Here is a 14,998-nt window from a genome sequence, read left to right on the forward strand (position 1 = left end):
CTTTCTTCGTACAAGAAAATCCGAAGCATCGCCCCCGGCGATGCGTAGCCCCAACGGGGTCGAAAATGTCTGGCCGGGCCGAAGGACCGGACGTTTAGACTTTTTCGAGGTTTTCTCAATTGATTCAATAAAGCGGCGCCCCGCGCCGCGAGCCTTCCGTCACGCTCCACCTGGCACTGCCGCTGTTACCATCCCGGCATGTTTCCACCGTGGGCCTTTACGCTTTCCCGGCTTTACTACCGGCTTCGTGCGGCGCGGCATATGTCGCGCCCGACGCCGCGCACTTGGCAGCGTCGGATCAGGGACGAAAAAAAACGCCTGCTTGATGCAGGCGTTGATCTTTTCGAACTGCACGCGCTGTGCAGGGTGCTACGCAATCCCGAGAGCCAAGCGGCCATTCGGCGATGGCAGCAGATGATGTCGAAGAAACGCGAATAGCATACGGAAACGGCGCGAGATAAAACCGCGATAATTTGTATTATGTAAACTACGAGCCATGAGCCTTCCTGGTGGCTCATAAAGGATCAGACCAGCAAGTACGCCGCACCCGCGCGCTACGTGAGCTGCCTTGCCAGATCAAGTGCTTCACCGATTCGCTCTACCGGATGAACCTCAATGCCGTCGACCGGGTGTCTCGGCATGTTTGCCTTTGGCACGATCGCAAGCTCGAAGCCAAGTTTTGCCGCTTCTTTGAGACGTTCCTGCCCGCGTGGCGCCGGACGGATTTCTCCCGCGAGACCGATTTCACCGAAAACGGCCAGACCGCGCCGAAGAGGACGATCTCTTAGAGAGGATACGGTGGCCATTGCAATTGCCAGATCTGCAGCAGGCTCGGTGATCTTTACCCCGCCGACCGCGTTAACAAAAACGTCCTGATCGAAACAGACAATACCCGCGTGACGGTGCATCACGGCCAGCAACATGGCCAGCCGTGTTTGTTCCAGACCAACCGACAACCGTCTCGGATTGGGACTCTGGGCACTATCAACCAAAGCCTGGATCTCCACCAGCAATGGCCGGGTGCCTTCCTGTGTCACCAGTACACAACTGCCGGAGACCTGCTCGGCGTGCTGTGACAGAAACAAGGCTGAAGGGTTGGAGACGCCCCGCAGACCGCGTTCCGTCATGGCGAAGACACCTAGTTCATTGACCGCGCCGAATCGATTCTTGAACGCCCTGACCAGGCGAAAACTCGAATGAGTATCACCTTCGAAATACAACACGGTATCCACGATGTGTTCCAGCACTCGTGGCCCCGCAAGTGCGCCGTCCTTTGTGACGTGGCCAACCAGGATCAGGGTAGTTCCACTCTGTTTGGCGAAACGTGTCAATTGCGCAGCACATTCCCGCACTTGGCCTACCGAACCCGGTGCCGACTGCAGGGCCTCGGAGTAGATCGTCTGAATGGAGTCAATGACTGCGACTCTGGGGGCTGCGGTTCGCAAGGTGTCGAGGATGCGCTCGAGATTGATCTCGGCGAGCAACTGCAGATCGGCTGGCGCAAGCTGGAGGCGTTGCGCGCGCAGAGCGACCTGCTCTCCCGACTCCTCTCCACTGACGTAGATGACAGGGTGCGCGGCGGCCAGATGACACAGAGCCTGCAACAGCAGTGTTGATTTGCCGACACCCGGGTCCCCGCCAATGAGCACGACGCCACCGGCAACCAGCCCACCGCCGAGTACGCGGTCGAACTCGTCGATACCCGAGGTCGTGCGCGGCTCTTCCCTCGGTTGAACAGCGGCAAGACGCTGCAATTGGGCCGTGCTACCTGCAATGGCGGCAAATCGACTTGCCCCCCCTGCCCCACGTTCAGCAACAGACTCTACCAATGTGTTCCAGGCGTTGCATTGCGGGCATTGGCCTTGCCAGCGCGGAGTTTGAGCACCGCATTCAGTACAGACGTGAACCGATCTGACCTTGGCCATCAATGATTCCGGCTCGCCAATTGCGCTTTCAGGGCGAAGGTTTCCGCCATCGCGGCCAATTCGGTGCGGGCATGTTCGGCAAATGTGTTGATCAGGCGGGAGCGGAACTTGTCGCGTGGGATGATGACTTCCAGTGGCGTATAGATGCGTGGCTCAAGCGGAATACCGACCAGACGTCCTTCACGGATGTCGCGCAGGATCGCGGCTTGCGAGGCGATGGCATATCCCATGCCTTCAGCTGCAAGATGCTTCACGGTAGCCAAGCTGCCGAGTTCGGCGCAGATGTTGACCTCGGCCATCGGAATGCCCGCTGCTTCAAAGAACTCCTCGGCGATTTCACGAATCGCGTTACCAGGATCGCGAGTAATGAAAGCGTGCTCGATCAGGTCCGAGGCCTGAACCGCAGAGGCTTTGGCCAGCGGGTGCGTAGGTGCGCAGATGACGAGCAAAGCGTCTTTGGCCGCACTGAAATGCTCGATTGCCTGCTGGTCGCTGACGATCTCGATCAGGCCGATGTCGAGTTCGCGTGTCGCAACGCGATTTTCAGTGAGCTGGGAATTGCCCACTACGACCCTGGGGATCACCCTTGGAAACGTCCGCTTGAAACGTTCAAGCAACTGTGGCAACCAATACGCAGCGATCGTTGTGCTGGTGCCGATGTTCAACACGCCGGACAACTCATCAGTCAGCTCCGAGACGCGGGATTCGAGCTCCTCGGAAAGTCCGAGGATGCGTTCGGCGTAAGCCAGGACCAGCTCCCCCGCGGGAGTCAAAGATATTCGGCCGTGCCCGCGTTCAAGCAGGCGGGTGTTGAAGTGTTCCTCCAGTTGTTTGATCTGGAAGGTAACGGCCGGTTGGGTCATGAACAAGTGTTCAGCCGCCCGGGTAAAGGAGCCGTGCTTGGCTACCGCGTGAAATACCTGCAGTCTTCGATCTGCCATGGTCTCGATAAAGCTTGTTTATATCGTTAATTACACCACAAATCGGCCTGTGCCTCACCCATGACTTTGGTCAAACCTTGCCCTACCCTCACTTACACCCCCTACAAGTTTCACTGCGCCGTGTTATAACAGCGCCTCTTTGCAATGCAACGATATGTAAGGCAACGATGCCGCTAGGCTTCTACATCATCATGGCCGCGCAGTTCTTCTCTGCGCTTGCCGACAATGCGCTACTGATCGTTGCGATCGCCCTGCTCAGGGATATGGCTGCGCCATCAGAATATGAGCCACTGCTGAAACTCTTCTTCACCGTCTCCTACGTCGCTCTGGCCGCTTTTGTCGGCGCATTCGCCGACTCGATGCCCAAGTGGCGAGTCATGCTGATCAGCAACACCATCAAGATCGGCGGTTGTCTGATGTTGTTTCTGGGTGCGCATCCTCTATTCGCTTACGCGGTGATCGGACTTGGTGCCGCGGCCTATTCACCGGCAAAGTACGGCATCCTCACGGAGTACTTGCCGCACCGCCTTCTGGTGGTTGCGAACGGTTGGATAGAAGGTCTGACGGTTGGTGCAATCATTGTTGGCACGGTAATGGGCGGCATCCTGATTCGCGATGACGTTTCAAGCTGGCTTCATTCGCTTGATCTTCCGTTCGTGGGAACGGCCTTTCAAGCCAGTGTGCTGGTGATTGGCTCGCTTTACCTGATTGCAGCGGCCTTCAACATGTACATCCCGGATACCGGGGTTGATCATAAGCCGCTCAAGAACAATCCCTTATACCTGTTTCATGACTTCAACCACTGTCTCAAGCTACTCTGGCGGGACAAACTGGGCCAGATATCGCTTGCCGTCACCACGCTTTTCTGGGGAGCGGGGGCAACGCTGCAGTTCATCGTGATCAAGTGGGCGGAACACAATCTTGGGCTGGATCTGTCGAAAGCGTCGATGCTGCAAGGCGTCGTCGCTATCGGGATTGCACTCGGTTCGGTGCTGGCCGCCAGATACATCAGCTTGCGAAAGTCCGTCCAGGTCATTCCCCTCGGAATTACGATGGGCCTGGTTGTCATGCTGATGACGGTGGTCACCGACATCACATTTGCGATGGTGTTGATGGTGATCGTAGGGGCACTGGCGGGCTTCTTCGTCGTACCGATGAATGCCTTGCTGCAGCACCGTGGGCACATCCTGATGGGTGCTGGCCATTCAATAGCGGTGCAGAACTTCAACGAAAACCTGTCGATCCTGGTGATGACGGGGGGCTATGCGGTCCTGATCATGCTGGGCGTTTCAATCAACACCGTGATCATACTGTTTGGTCTGTTCGTCGCAGCATCCATGTATCTCGTGCGACGCCGTCACCAACTTAATCAGCAGACCTTCGATTCAGTTGCCCTGCTTGAAGACCGCCAGCACTGACTCAGGTCGTCCCGGTAAGCTCCGAGAGCAGCCGACGGGCAAAACACAGATCTTCCCAGGCCTTCCCCTTGTCCTGCGGATTCCGCAGCAGGTAGGCTGGATGGTAGGTGACCACGACCGGAATGCCACCGCGTTCAAACCGTTTTCCTCTTGCGGCACCGATACTGATTTCCGAGCCTAACAGGGCTTGTGCAGCAGGTCTTCCAAGCGCAATCAACAACCGAGGGGCAACCAGTTCGATCTGTCGGTCGAGGTAAGGCAGGCAAGAGCGCAGTTCTGAAGCCTCGGGCGTCCGATTGTGCGGCGGACGGCATTTGACCGCATTGGCAATATAGACACCTTTGGCGCCTGCCGCGGGATCTCGATTCAAGCCGATCGCAGACAGCATGTTGTCGAGCAATCGCCCGGCCTGCCCGACAAAGGGCTCGCCTCGTTGGTCCTCTTCAGCACCAGGCCCCTCACCGACCAGCATCAGTTGCGCCCCCCGGTTGCCAACACCCGGCACCGCCTGTCGCCGCTTTTCACACAACACACAGGCCTTGCAGGAACGGATGTCCGCTTCGAGTTCGTCCCAGTCCAGCGTCGCAATGGCAGTGCCTCGTGCCGGGTCGCTGCCCAACTCCAAGTGCTTTGCTGGCGCAGACTCAGCGGTGGAATGTTGCGCCGAAGGGACCGGGCGGGAGACCCGGACCGGTTGCGAGGTCTGTTCGGGACGACGATCACGGACGCGGGGATCTTCGAGCGTCGCCGACGCATCGATCTTGACTGGCGGCTCATCGACGTTTTCCCGCTCCAATGCATCCGGCTCGCCGCTTGCAGCATCACCATGCGATGTGCGCAAACGCCAGATGGGGGCCAACCTCATTTCGCGAAGGATGGATTCGCGGCGGTTCATCATAAGTCGAGTTTCATCACGATGGCGTCCTCCCTGCCTTCTAGCGCAGGATAGTAGGCTTTTCGTCGTCCGATCTCGGTAAAGCCGGATTTGCGGTACAGCGCGATCGCGGCCTCATTGCTGGGGCGAACCTCCAGAAAGAAATGGCGGGCGCCTTGCATCAGGGCCTGTGCCCGAAGATGTTCAAGCAGCAGGCTTCCGGCGCCGCCACGCTGGGCCGATGCCACCACACTGATGTTGAGCAGATGCGCCTCGTCCAGCACGTGCAGTACCACTGCGTATGCAATGCGGCGATTTTCCGACTGAAGGATGGAGCAACGATAACCTGCCGCAAGTGAGTCGGCAAAGTTGCCTCTAGTCCATGGAAATGCGTGAAGAAGTGCTTCAGCCTCAACGACCCAGTCAAGGTCGTCCTCAGTCATCGGGCGCAGGCTTGGCGCTGCCAGCGTCGTCATGCCCTACCGCCCCGTGCAAGGCGTTCCGCTGTCGTAAGGGCCACCTTGTCGCGGACATACATGGGCGCAGCAAGCTCCGCCGGCACGACTTCACCACGATCAAAAGCCGCCCGGGCCAGGGTCAGGACATCCCGGGCCAAGGGCACTGCGTCTGCGAGACCGGTTTCGTAATGCTCGCCGAGCAGGACGCTGAAACGATCGGAATAGGCGCGAAGCGCGGAGCCAATGACTCGATAGCCGGCCGACGGCAGGGCGAGGTGCTCTGGCGGACAGCAAGCCGGCTCTGACAAGCGGGCTACGCTGTCCGGGAAGACTTCATAAGCGGCATGGTAGATTTCGTGCATTCTGGCGTCAGTTGCAACGAGGACATGACCCGGTCCGGCCTGTAGCGCAAGCGCGTCCAGACTGCAGACTGGAATAACCGGCAAATCCGCGCCAAGGGCGAGTCCTTGCGCAATTCCGCAGGATAGTCTCAGCCCGGTAAAGGCGCCGGGGCCGCTCCCGAACGCAACGGCATCCAGCTGTGAAGCGCGCAAACCGAAATCGGCGAACAGCGCATCAATGACCGAAAGGATGTGCTCGGAATGGTTGGCATGACCATTGAGCTGACGCTCGCGGGTCAGACCCGCGTGGTGAAGTGCGACACTTGCGTGTTCGCAGGACGTTTCGAGTGCAAGCAGATTCATGGTGCCGGTATTCTACCGGCAGCGGGGCCCCTAGGCGTATTTGGCGTCAGGGACGACGGCCATCGTGGTCAGCGTTGACATTCCGCATGGTGGCACGAAGATCCCGATGCAAGGCCTCCCGCTCTTCGCTGCTGAGCTTGCGCCGATCTCGTTCCGAATCCTGTCCGGACTCTGCACTCAAGGCTCGCCGCAGTTCGACGCGACGTTGGTTGGCCTCAGGTGGAGTTTGAATCAGCTCGAGTGTATCGACTCGGGTGTCGGCATCGACGCCTTGCGCAAATGCGCTGAAAGTACAGGTCAGGCCGGCAGCAAAAGTGAACACCAGACCGACACGCAAGAAGCTCGTGCCTGCTGCCCCGTTCGTGGAGTGCGTTGAGTCTATCATCGTGTTCGGCCCGACCGGGCGACCATTTCCTGTTGAGACAAATGCGAATCTACCGGAGAAACCCTTGTGCTGACTAGTCGCCGGCAGCCACGATAACGCGCCATTGTAAGGCGATGTTGCATTTGTGCGCCTGCTTACCAAGCGTTACGGGCCCATCGACTCAGCAATGATCAGCACGCTGGCGAGTGCTCGAAACACGCGCTAGGATGCACGCCATGAACGGAAAAACTCGCTATCGAATTCTATTGGTCGACGACGACGCCCGACTCAGGGAGTTGCTGTCGCGCTATCTCCAGGAACAGGGGTTCGCAGTCAAGGCGGTCAACGATGCGCCGATGATGGACCGTGCCCTGCACCGCGAGCACTTCGACCTGATCGTCCTCGACTTGATGTTGCCGGGCGAGGACGGATTGTCGATCTGTCGTCGCCTGCGTGCCGGCGAGAACCCGATTCCGATCATCATGCTCACTGCCAAGGGGGACGATGTGGACCGGATCGTAGGTCTCGAAATGGGTGCCGACGATTATCTGGGCAAACCATTCAACCCGCGCGAGCTGGTTGCACGCATTCAGGCCGTGATGCGCCGGCAGCCGCCGCCGCTGCCCGGGGCTCCAACTGCCGAAGACGAGATCGTCGTGTTCGGACGCATCCGCGTCAATCTGGGAACACGAACCCTGCAGCGTGATGGAGAGGAGATTCAGCTCACAACCGGTGAGTTCTCACTGCTCAAGGTCTTGCTGCAACATCCGCGACAGCCGTTGTCACGCGACAAGTTGATGGAACTGGCACGTGGGCGCGAGTATGGCGTGTTCGACCGCGCCATCGATGTCCAGGTCTCACGCCTGCGCAAGCTCGTGGAGGACGACCCGGCCAAGCCGCGCTATATTCAGACAGTGTGGGGATTCGGCTACGTTTTTGTTCCGGATGACAGCAAGTCAGCCAGCAGCGACTGAGCGCCGGGTGGACCGCCGTCCGCGACTGAGACGTCTGCGCGCATTGGGACGCTTCCTGTCCGGCTGGTTGCCACGTACCCTGCTGTGGCAGACCTTCCTGCTGGTTGCGCTGCTGTTTACCCTCGTCCTGGCAGTCTGGAGTCAGATCTTCCGCTACTTCGAGGAGGGCCCCCGCGCGAAGGATGTGGCGCAGATGGTGGTCAGTGTCGTCAACCTGACCCGCACGGCGTTGATCAATGCCGACGCCGGGCGGCGAAGCGAACTGCTGATCGAACTGGCCGCACTGGAAGGCATCCGCATCTACCCGGCGGAGGTTTCTGACGAGGTTCAGCCCTTGCAGGATACGCGGCCCATGCGCCTGCTGATTGCCGAGGTTCGCCGTAATCTTGGTGAGCACACCCGTTTCGCCTCGCGCTGGAAAACACTCGATGGATTCTGGATCAGCTTCCGCCTGGACGCTGATGACGCAGACGAGTACTGGGCCATGCTTCCGCCCGAACGCATCGCCAAACCGCATGCACTGGAGTGGCTGGCCTGGGGAGGAGCCGCCTTGATTCTGGCGCTTCTTGGTGCCTTCCTCATCGTGTCCCGCATCGGTACCCCCCTGCGTCTGGTGGCACGTGCGGCGCGCATGGTGGGTAGCGGGCAGACCCCTCCTCCACTACCGGAATCCGGACCGCAGGAAATCTCCGTCGTGGCGCGGGCGATCAATCAGATGGCAGGTGACCTGGCGCGTACCGATGCTGATCGCACGCTCATCCTTGCTGGGGTATCGCATGATCTTCGTACGCCGCTCGCAAGACTTCGGCTCGGGATCGAGATGTCCGGGGCGCCCGAAGACGAAATCACCGCAATGGTGGCAGATATCGAGGAAATGGACCGGATCATCGGCCAGTTTCTGGATTTCGGCCGTGGCGTTCCGCAAGAACCGCTGGAACAGGTCGACATCCGGCGCATGGTGCTTGATCTGATCGAGCCATACCGTCTGCGCGGCACATTGGTGACACTGAGCTTGCCCGAGAATATGGCTGAATTGCTTGTGCAGGCCCGCAGTTTGCCGCTTCGCCGTGCGCTGGCCAACCTGATCGACAATGCGCTCCGGTACGCTGGTACGGCCTTGCCCCTGGATGTCAGCGTCGAGGTCGACGCCGAGCAGTTAAGCATCGAGGTTGCGGACAGAGGACCCGGCATCCCTCCGGATCAGGTCGACAGGATGCGCCATCCATTCACACGGCTCGAGCAGGCCCGCAGCAATACCAAGGGCGCCGGGCTGGGATTGGCAATCGTCGAGCGCATCATGCAATCCCACCACGGACGACTGGATCTCCTGCCGCGCGAAGGTGGCGGGCTGCGAGCGATCTTGCGTATTCCGATCACCGCATCGTCATCCTCTCGCGCTAGAATGGCTGCATCATCAGGTGGAGTCCAAGGGGCATGAATATCGAGTTCCGGCAGTTGTTTGACGAGGAAAGTTGTACGCTGACCTATCTGCTGGCGGATTCGTTGACCGGTGACGCCATATTGATCGACACCGTCCGTGAACACCTCGGTCGTTATCTCACGCTCCTGCAGGAACTCAACCTGCAACTGGTTTGGCTGCTGGAAACGCACGCTCACGCGGATCACATCACTGGAGCCGGTGGGCTACGGGAAATCACCGGCGCGCGCACCGCAACCGGCGAGTTAAGCGGTGTGGGCTGCGCAGACCGCCAACTCGGCGATGGTGACACCGTTGTGTTTGGAAACGAAGTCATTCGCGTAATTGCGACGCCGGGACATACCCCTGGCTGTGTCAGCTACCACTGGAGGGATCGTCTGTTTACCGGTGACACCTTGCTGATCGGTGGCTGTGGTAGAACGGACTTCCAGGGTGGCGATGCTGGAGCCCTGTTCGACAGTCTCGCCAGACTGCTGTCCCTTCCGGACGAAACCCTGGTGTTTCCCGGTCACGATTACAAGGGCATGAGGGTCAGTTCCGTTGGCCAGGAGAAGCTGACCAATGCCCGTTTCAAGGATCAGACGCGCGACACCTTCATTGACTTGATGGGCAAGCTTGAACTGCCGAGTCCGCGTATGATCGACACTGCGGTACCGGCAAACCTGCGCTGTGGCCGCGGTGACGACCTCATTGATATCCATGCAGCCTGAACTCAAGACCCTGACACCGTACGAGGAAATCGGCGGAGAACCCGCTGTACGCAAGCTTGTACAACGTTTTTACCAGTTGATGGACACGCTTCCTGAAACCTATGGCATCCGTCGCATGCATGCGGAAGACTTGTCGGGTTCAGAAGAAAAGCTGTTCCTCTTCCTGTCCGGTTGGTTTGGCGGCCCTCAACTCTATGTAGAGCGCTACGGCCCGCCTTTTCTCCGCGCCCGTCACCTCCCCTTTTCAATCGGTGTTTCGGAGAGGGATCAATGGATGACCTGCATGACCCAGGCACTCGACGAAGTCGTCGCAGACACTGCCTTACGTGCCCGTCTTCAAGAGTCTTTCGCTGCACTGGCCAACCACATGCGGAACCGCGCCGAAGGCGGCTGAGTCAACCCGGTCTCTCCCACTTATAATCCTCGCCATGAAGTTTCTTTTCGACCTGCTGCCGGTCATCCTGTTTTTCGCCGCCTACAAGTTTGCCGGAGCGGATCCTGAAGCCTCTCATGCCCTGGCCTCGCAATGGCTGGGCGACGGCATTGTCGCCTCGCAGTCGCCCATCCTGATTGCGACGCTGGTCGCCATCCTCGCGACCTTCCTGCAGATCCTCATCGTCTGGCTCAAGCATCGCAAGGTCGAACGCATGCTCTGGGTAAGCCTGGTGATCATTGTCGTCTTTGGTGGTGCCACCCTGTTCTTCCATAACCCCACATTCATCAAGTGGAAGCCGACTGCGCTTTATTGGCTGTTTGGCGTGGTGCTGGCCGGCTCCGCACTGCTCTTTCGCCGTAATCTCATCCGCAAGATGCTGGAGGCACAGATTCAATTGCCCGATCCAGTCTGGTCCCGCCTCAATCTGGCCTGGGCTGCATTCTTCGTGGTGATGGGCGTGCTCAACCTCTATGTCGCATACAGCTTCTCCGAAGAAGCGTGGGTGAATTTCAAACTATTTGGCGGCATGGGCTTGATGCTGGTTTTCGTTCTTGGCCAGGGCTTCTACCTGTCGCGTCATCTGCAAGAGGAAACCAACTGATGCTGTACGTCCTGATCGGCGAAGATGCCCCTGGCAGCCTGGAAAAACGCATGGCTGCCCGCCCTGCTCACCTTGAGCGTATCGAGACATTGCGAAACGAAGGACGTTTGCTGCTCGGCGGGCCAATGCCAGCGATCGATTCACCCGACCCCGGGCCTGCAGGCTTTTTCGGTAGCCTGATCGTGGCCGAGTTCGACTCGCTGGCAGATGCTGAAAGCTGGCTGGCGGCCGATCCTTATGTGACTGCAGGCGTTTTTCGAGCCTACAGTGCGCGCCCCTTCAAGAAGGTGATGCCGTGAACGTGATCGATCGCATGCAGCAGCGCCTGGGCTCACTCCAGCCGCTCTCCGTACAGATTGGTGATGACAGTGCCTTGCATGCAGGGCATGCAGGTGCACGCAGTGGCGGGGGTCATTACAATCTGCATATCGTTTCCGCGGCATTCGCGGGCAAGAATACCGTCGCACGGCATCGCATGATCTATGCGGCCCTCGACGACATGATGAAAGGCGAGATTCATGCGCTCGCCATTCGTGCACAAACGGCCGAAGAGGCCGGTTTATCTACCTGAAGGAATACAGATGAAACTTTTCCCCAGCCGTCTGGCGATCGCCCTGGTTGCCGGCTTCATTTCGCAGGCAAGCTTTGCGGCTGCCCCGGTTGCCACGGTCAACGGCACAGCCATTCCGGCCGAACGCGCGGAGGCGATGCTCACCGAACAGCGTGCTCAGGGCGCACCCGATAGCCAGCAGTTGCGCGACGCGGTTCGTGAGGAACTGGTCCGTCGTGAAGTGCTCGCTCAGGAAGCGAGCGGCAAGGGTCTGGACAAGAAGGCAGAAGTCAAGGCGCAGATGGAGCTTGCACGTCAGGCCATCCTGATTCGCTCCTACCTGCAGGATTACGTCAAGAACAACCCTGTCAGTGAAGCCGACATCCGTCTCGAATACGACGCGATCAAGAGCCGCATGGGTGACAAGGAGTACAAGCCGCGCCACGTGCTGGTCGAAACCGAAGACCAGGCCAAGGGCATCATCGCCAAGCTTCAGGCAGGCAGCAGCATCGAAGACCTGGCCAAGGAATCTCGCGATCCGGGCTCGAAGGAACGCGGCGGCGACCTGGGCTGGAGCAACCCGGGCATGTTCGTTGCCCCGTTCTCGGAAGCCATGGTGAAGCTGGAGAAAGGCAAATTCACCACGACTCCGGTGAAGAGCGACTTTGGCTACCACGTCATCCTGCTGGAGGACGTTCGCGAGATGAAGGCGCCTCCGTTCGACGAAGTGAAGCCACAGATCCAGCAGCGCCTGCAGCAGCAGAAGGTCGAGAAACACATCCTCGATCTGCGTGCAAAGGCAAAGATTCAATAATTCAGTCGTAAAAAAGCCGGGGTAACCCGGCTTTTTACATTACTGTCATTCTGTCTGTACCGCAGCAAGTCTGGGGGCGCTGATTCCACCGCCCCCAGTCCCGGTCAGAACAACTCTTCCGGCAGCGTCAAGGCGCCGCTTGCACCATTGACCACGGTGTAGGCCAGACCCGGCGCCTGCGCCAGCACATGGTCGGCGTAGAAGCGCGCAGTCACAAGCTTTGCACGATAGAAATCCTCGCTCTGGCGATCCTTCGACAGGAGCGCAGCGCGCGCCATCTGCCATCCGCCAGCGACGATGCCCAGCAGCTTCAGGAAGGGTACCGAGCCTACCGATGCAGCCTTGATGTCCGCATTATAGGTTGCCAGGATATAGCCAACCGCCTCTTCCACCGCAGAGATGCCTTTGGCCAGCGAGTTGCGAATTGCAGCCAGGGCTTCGTCGTTGGCGTCGAGTGCGGCTTCGACCTGGCGCATCTCGGCAATCAGAGCCTTGATCGTCACCCCATTTTCGCGGGCAATCTTGCGACCAATCAGATCGTTCGCCTGAATCGCCGTCGTGCCTTCGTAGATTGCAGTGATCCGCGCATCACGGAAATGCTGTGCTGCACCCGTTTCCTCGATGAAGCCCATGCCACCGTGCACCTGAACGCCGGTCGAGGCGATCTCGATCGAGTTCTCGGTCAGCCAACCCTTCACGACCGGAATCATCAGATCCACGAAAGCCTGATTCCTGGCACGAACCGATTGATCCTCATGATGGTGAGCGAGGTCGGTTGCCGCACCTACCACGTAAGCCAGGGCACGCATGGCTTCAGTCTGGCTCTTCATCGACATCAGCATCCGGCGGACATCCGCATGATGGATGATGCTGACCTTCGGACCGCCGCGAACGCCCGCATCAGTACCCTGGATACGATCCTTGGCATACTGGAGTGCATGCTGGTAAGCACGCTCGGAAAGCGCCAGGCCCTCCATGCCGACAGCAAAGCGGGCCTCGTTCATCATGATGAACATGTACTCGAGTCCGCGGTTCGGCTCACCGATCAGCGTGCCAACAGCGCCACCGTTATCGCCGAAGGCGAGTACGCAGGTTGGGCTGGCATGGATGCCCAGCTTGTGCTCGATCGACACGCAATGCACGTCGTTGCGGGCGCCCAGGCTGCCGTCGGCGTTAACCATGAACTTGGGAACGACAAACAAGGAGATGCCCTTCACCCCTTCCGGTGCATCCGGCAGACGCGCCAACACCAGATGGATGATGTTGTCGGTCATGTCATGATCGCCGTAGGTGATGAAGATCTTTTGCCCAAAGATCTTGTAGGTGCCGTCACCCTGGGGTTCCGCCTTTGTGCGTACCGCAGCGAGGTCCGAACCTGCTTGTGGCTCGGTCAGGTTCATCGTACCGGTCCATTCGCCGCTGATCATCTTCGGCAGGTACATGTCCTTCTGCTCGTCGCTGCCGCGCAGCATCAGTGCCTCGATGGCACCGGTCGTCAGCATTGGGCACAGCGAGAAAGCCATGTTTGCCGACTTCCACATCTCCATGACGGCGGTCGACAACAGCTTGGGCAGGCCCTGGCCGCCATAATTGGGGTCGCAGGCCAGGGCGGTCCAGCCAGACTCGGAAAACTGCTTGTAGGCATCCTTCCAGCCGGTCGCGGTAAATACCTGACCGTCTTTCCACTTGGCGCCTTCCTGGTCACCGGTCCAGTTCAAGGGCGCAAGCACACCGCTGGCAAACTTGTTGGCCTCTTCAAGGATGGCATCCACCAGATCGGACGAAACTTCTTCGTTACCAGGCAGTGCTGCAACCTGGTCAAATCCTGCCAGCTCGTTCATGACGAACTGCATATCGCGAATCGGTGCTGTGTAAGTACTCATCGGTCTCCCTCCGGTTTGAATATCACGAGCGCCCCGAACAGGCTTATTTGTTCATCAGGTATCGGCGGTCATCAAATGCCGCCACCCATTCCGGGCGATAAATCACCATTACGGTTATCAATGCACCGCTCAGCCAGCCTTCTGAAAATCCCAGCAACAGGAAATAGGGCAGATAGTCGCTGAGCAGGAAATCCAGCGGATAGGCACCTGCCACCACAAGTGCCAGGGAAGCAAACAGCCCCTGCAGCATGATGGTCAGTGCGGATCCGGCAAACCCCACTACAAAGATGAAAACAAAAAAATGGGCAGGCAGGCGACGCTCAACCAGCTTTCGCATCCACTCTGCCAGCACTACCGGAACGAGGGCCATCAGGACGAAATTGATCGGCCACGCCTGCCACTCGATAGCGCCATTCAGGGTGATGCCCGTAAGCGCCAGTCCTAGCGCAACCAGCGCCAGTCGGGGGCCCAGCGTCAACGTTGCCGCCATTGCCCCGAGCAGATGCAGACTCAGCCCCGGCTTGACGCCGGCACGCATGCTCCAGGCCAGCGTCAGGCCAACGGCGAAGCCCAGCAACAGATTCAGCTGTGTTGGCGTTTTCAGACGTTGCCACGGGGCACGCAGCAGGATCTGATAAATCACAAGAACGACAAGCACGAGAGCGAACACGTGCCAGGCTGTCGAAAACAGCGCTGCTGGCAGATTCATGCGCGCCCCCGCGCCCGTTCAGGCAATCAGCCCAGTGCCAGGGTCAGCTCCGGTACGACGGCAAACAGATCGCCCACCAGCCCGTAGTCGGCCACCTGGAAGATCGGCGCTTCCGGGTCCTTGTTGATCGCCACGATCACCTTGGAATCCTTCATGCCCGCCAGGTGCTGGATGGCCCCGGAGATGCCCACCGCGATGT

The 14,998-nt window shown here is 59.1% G+C and carries 17 protein-coding genes and 1 pseudogene; 9 read left to right on the forward strand and 9 right to left on the reverse strand.

The annotated features are described in order from the left end of the window. Positions 1-554: 554 nt before the first annotated feature. Complete coding sequence (gene radA / locus DNK49_RS19220; RefSeq protein WP_110528476.1) at positions 555-1,925, reverse strand: DNA repair protein RadA; 1,371 nt, start codon at positions 1,923-1,925, stop codon at positions 555-557. Continuing rightward, positions 1,925-2,866 carry a LysR family transcriptional regulator gene (locus DNK49_RS19225; RefSeq protein ID WP_110528479.1) on the reverse strand — a complete coding sequence of 314 codons (942 nt, stop codon included), beginning with the start codon at positions 2,864-2,866 and terminating at the stop codon, positions 1,925-1,927. The genes radA and DNK49_RS19225 overlap by 1 nt, the downstream gene beginning before the upstream one ends. Before the next feature lie 167 nt (positions 2,867-3,033). Between DNK49_RS19225 and lplT the strand changes: the two genes are divergently transcribed. Continuing rightward, a complete protein-coding gene (gene lplT, locus DNK49_RS19230) occupies positions 3,034-4,284 on the forward strand; it encodes a lysophospholipid transporter LplT (protein WP_110528481.1) in 1,251 nt (416 codons plus the stop codon). 1 nt (position 4,285) lies between these two features. Here lplT and DNK49_RS19235 read toward each other — a convergent pair whose 3' ends face one another. From DNK49_RS19235 to DNK49_RS19250, 4 genes are read right to left on the reverse strand one after another with little or no spacing between them, the layout of a single operon-like run. Continuing rightward, a complete protein-coding gene (locus tag DNK49_RS19235) occupies positions 4,286-5,182 on the reverse strand; it encodes a uracil-DNA glycosylase (RefSeq protein WP_243632448.1) in 897 nt (298 codons plus the stop codon). Next, the gene (rimI, locus tag DNK49_RS19240) at positions 5,179-5,634 is read right to left on the reverse strand and encodes a ribosomal protein S18-alanine N-acetyltransferase (RefSeq protein ID WP_243632449.1); all 456 of its coding nucleotides are present in this window, start codon (positions 5,632-5,634) and stop codon (positions 5,179-5,181) included. Before rimI ends, DNK49_RS19235 begins: the two co-directional genes overlap by 4 nt. Then, positions 5,631-6,320, reverse strand: a complete 690-nt coding sequence (gene tsaB, locus DNK49_RS19245; protein WP_110528484.1) for a tRNA (adenosine(37)-N6)-threonylcarbamoyltransferase complex dimerization subunit type 1 TsaB — start codon at positions 6,318-6,320, stop codon at positions 5,631-5,633. Before tsaB ends, rimI begins: the two co-directional genes overlap by 4 nt. 46 nt (positions 6,321-6,366) lie before the next feature. Then, a complete protein-coding gene (locus DNK49_RS19250; RefSeq protein ID WP_110528486.1) occupies positions 6,367-6,657 on the reverse strand; it encodes a hypothetical protein in 291 nt (96 codons plus the stop codon). A gap of 263 nt (positions 6,658-6,920) precedes the next feature. Between DNK49_RS19250 and ompR the strand changes: the two genes are divergently transcribed. The 8 genes from ompR to DNK49_RS19290 are packed head-to-tail and all read left to right on the forward strand — an operon-like array spanning position 6,921 to position 12,207. Continuing rightward, complete coding sequence (ompR, locus tag DNK49_RS19255; RefSeq protein ID WP_110528490.1) at positions 6,921-7,658, forward strand: osmolarity response regulator transcription factor OmpR; 738 nt, start codon at positions 6,921-6,923, stop codon at positions 7,656-7,658. A 34-nt stretch (positions 7,659-7,692) separates the two neighbouring features. Continuing rightward, positions 7,693-9,096, forward strand: a complete 1,404-nt coding sequence (locus DNK49_RS19260; RefSeq protein WP_248280023.1) for a sensor histidine kinase — start codon at positions 7,693-7,695, stop codon at positions 9,094-9,096. Then, positions 9,093-9,806, forward strand: coding sequence for an MBL fold metallo-hydrolase (locus DNK49_RS19265; protein ID WP_110528497.1), 714 nt, complete (start codon positions 9,093-9,095; stop codon positions 9,804-9,806). Before DNK49_RS19260 ends, DNK49_RS19265 begins: the two co-directional genes overlap by 4 nt. Continuing rightward, positions 9,796-10,200, forward strand: a complete 405-nt coding sequence (locus tag DNK49_RS19270) for a group II truncated hemoglobin (RefSeq protein ID WP_110528501.1) — start codon at positions 9,796-9,798, stop codon at positions 10,198-10,200. The genes DNK49_RS19265 and DNK49_RS19270 overlap by 11 nt, the downstream gene beginning before the upstream one ends. Positions 10,201-10,234: 34 nt before the next feature. Next, a complete protein-coding gene (locus DNK49_RS19275) occupies positions 10,235-10,843 on the forward strand; it encodes a septation protein A (RefSeq protein WP_110528504.1) in 609 nt (202 codons plus the stop codon). Continuing rightward, positions 10,843-11,142: a YciI family protein gene (locus DNK49_RS19280; RefSeq protein WP_110528507.1), complete on the forward strand. Its 300-nt coding sequence runs from the start codon at positions 10,843-10,845 to the stop codon at positions 11,140-11,142. Before DNK49_RS19275 ends, DNK49_RS19280 begins: the two co-directional genes overlap by 1 nt. 14 nt (positions 11,143-11,156) lie before the next feature. Further along, the gene (locus DNK49_RS19285) at positions 11,157-11,414 is read left to right on the forward strand and encodes a BolA family protein (RefSeq protein WP_110528534.1); all 258 of its coding nucleotides are present in this window, start codon (positions 11,157-11,159) and stop codon (positions 11,412-11,414) included. A gap of 10 nt (positions 11,415-11,424) precedes the next feature. Beyond that, on the forward strand, positions 11,425-12,207 hold the full coding sequence (locus DNK49_RS19290; protein WP_110528511.1) for a peptidylprolyl isomerase: 783 nt from the start codon (positions 11,425-11,427) through the stop codon (positions 12,205-12,207). 104 nt (positions 12,208-12,311) lie between these two features. Here DNK49_RS19290 and DNK49_RS19295 read toward each other — a convergent pair whose 3' ends face one another. From DNK49_RS19295 to DNK49_RS19305, 3 genes and pseudogenes are all read right to left on the reverse strand, one after another. Further along, positions 12,312-14,090, reverse strand: coding sequence for an acyl-CoA dehydrogenase (locus DNK49_RS19295; protein WP_110528514.1), 1,779 nt, complete (start codon positions 14,088-14,090; stop codon positions 12,312-12,314). A 43-nt stretch (positions 14,091-14,133) separates the two neighbouring features. Continuing rightward, entirely contained in the window at positions 14,134-14,799 is a 666-nt protein-coding gene (locus DNK49_RS19300) for an energy-coupling factor ABC transporter permease (protein ID WP_110528517.1), read from the reverse strand. Between the two features lie 26 nt (positions 14,800-14,825). After that, positions 14,826-14,998: pseudogene (locus DNK49_RS19305) on the reverse strand (FAD-binding protein); the annotation flags it as partial.

Source organism: Parazoarcus communis SWub3 = DSM 12120 (genome assembly GCF_003226565.1).
GTDB lineage: Bacteria > Pseudomonadota > Gammaproteobacteria > Burkholderiales > Rhodocyclaceae > Parazoarcus > Parazoarcus communis.

Coding starts and splice junctions, on each gene's coding strand:
- radA (WP_110528476.1), bottom strand. CDS start 1,925: ATGGCCAAGGTCAGATCGGTTCACGTCTGTACTGAATGCGGTGCTCAA.
- DNK49_RS19225 (WP_110528479.1), bottom strand. CDS start 2,866: ATGGCAGATCGAAGACTGCAGGTATTTCACGCGGTAGCCAAGCACGGC.
- lplT (WP_110528481.1), top strand. CDS start 3,034: ATGCCGCTAGGCTTCTACATCATCATGGCCGCGCAGTTCTTCTCTGCG.
- DNK49_RS19235 (WP_243632448.1), bottom strand. CDS start 5,182: ATGATGAACCGCCGCGAATCCATCCTTCGCGAAATGAGGTTGGCCCCC.
- rimI (WP_243632449.1), bottom strand. CDS start 5,634: ATGACGACGCTGGCAGCGCCAAGCCTGCGCCCGATGACTGAGGACGAC.
- tsaB (WP_110528484.1), bottom strand. CDS start 6,320: ATGAATCTGCTTGCACTCGAAACGTCCTGCGAACACGCAAGTGTCGCA.
- ompR (WP_110528490.1), top strand. CDS start 6,921: ATGAACGGAAAAACTCGCTATCGAATTCTATTGGTCGACGACGACGCC.
- DNK49_RS19265 (WP_110528497.1), top strand. CDS start 9,093: ATGAATATCGAGTTCCGGCAGTTGTTTGACGAGGAAAGTTGTACGCTG.
- DNK49_RS19270 (WP_110528501.1), top strand. CDS start 9,796: ATGCAGCCTGAACTCAAGACCCTGACACCGTACGAGGAAATCGGCGGA.
- DNK49_RS19275 (WP_110528504.1), top strand. CDS start 10,235: ATGAAGTTTCTTTTCGACCTGCTGCCGGTCATCCTGTTTTTCGCCGCC.
- DNK49_RS19280 (WP_110528507.1), top strand. CDS start 10,843: ATGCTGTACGTCCTGATCGGCGAAGATGCCCCTGGCAGCCTGGAAAAA.
- DNK49_RS19285 (WP_110528534.1), top strand. CDS start 11,157: ATGCAGCAGCGCCTGGGCTCACTCCAGCCGCTCTCCGTACAGATTGGT.
- DNK49_RS19290 (WP_110528511.1), top strand. CDS start 11,425: ATGAAACTTTTCCCCAGCCGTCTGGCGATCGCCCTGGTTGCCGGCTTC.
- DNK49_RS19295 (WP_110528514.1), bottom strand. CDS start 14,090: ATGAGTACTTACACAGCACCGATTCGCGATATGCAGTTCGTCATGAAC.
- DNK49_RS19300 (WP_110528517.1), bottom strand. CDS start 14,799: ATGAATCTGCCAGCAGCGCTGTTTTCGACAGCCTGGCACGTGTTCGCT.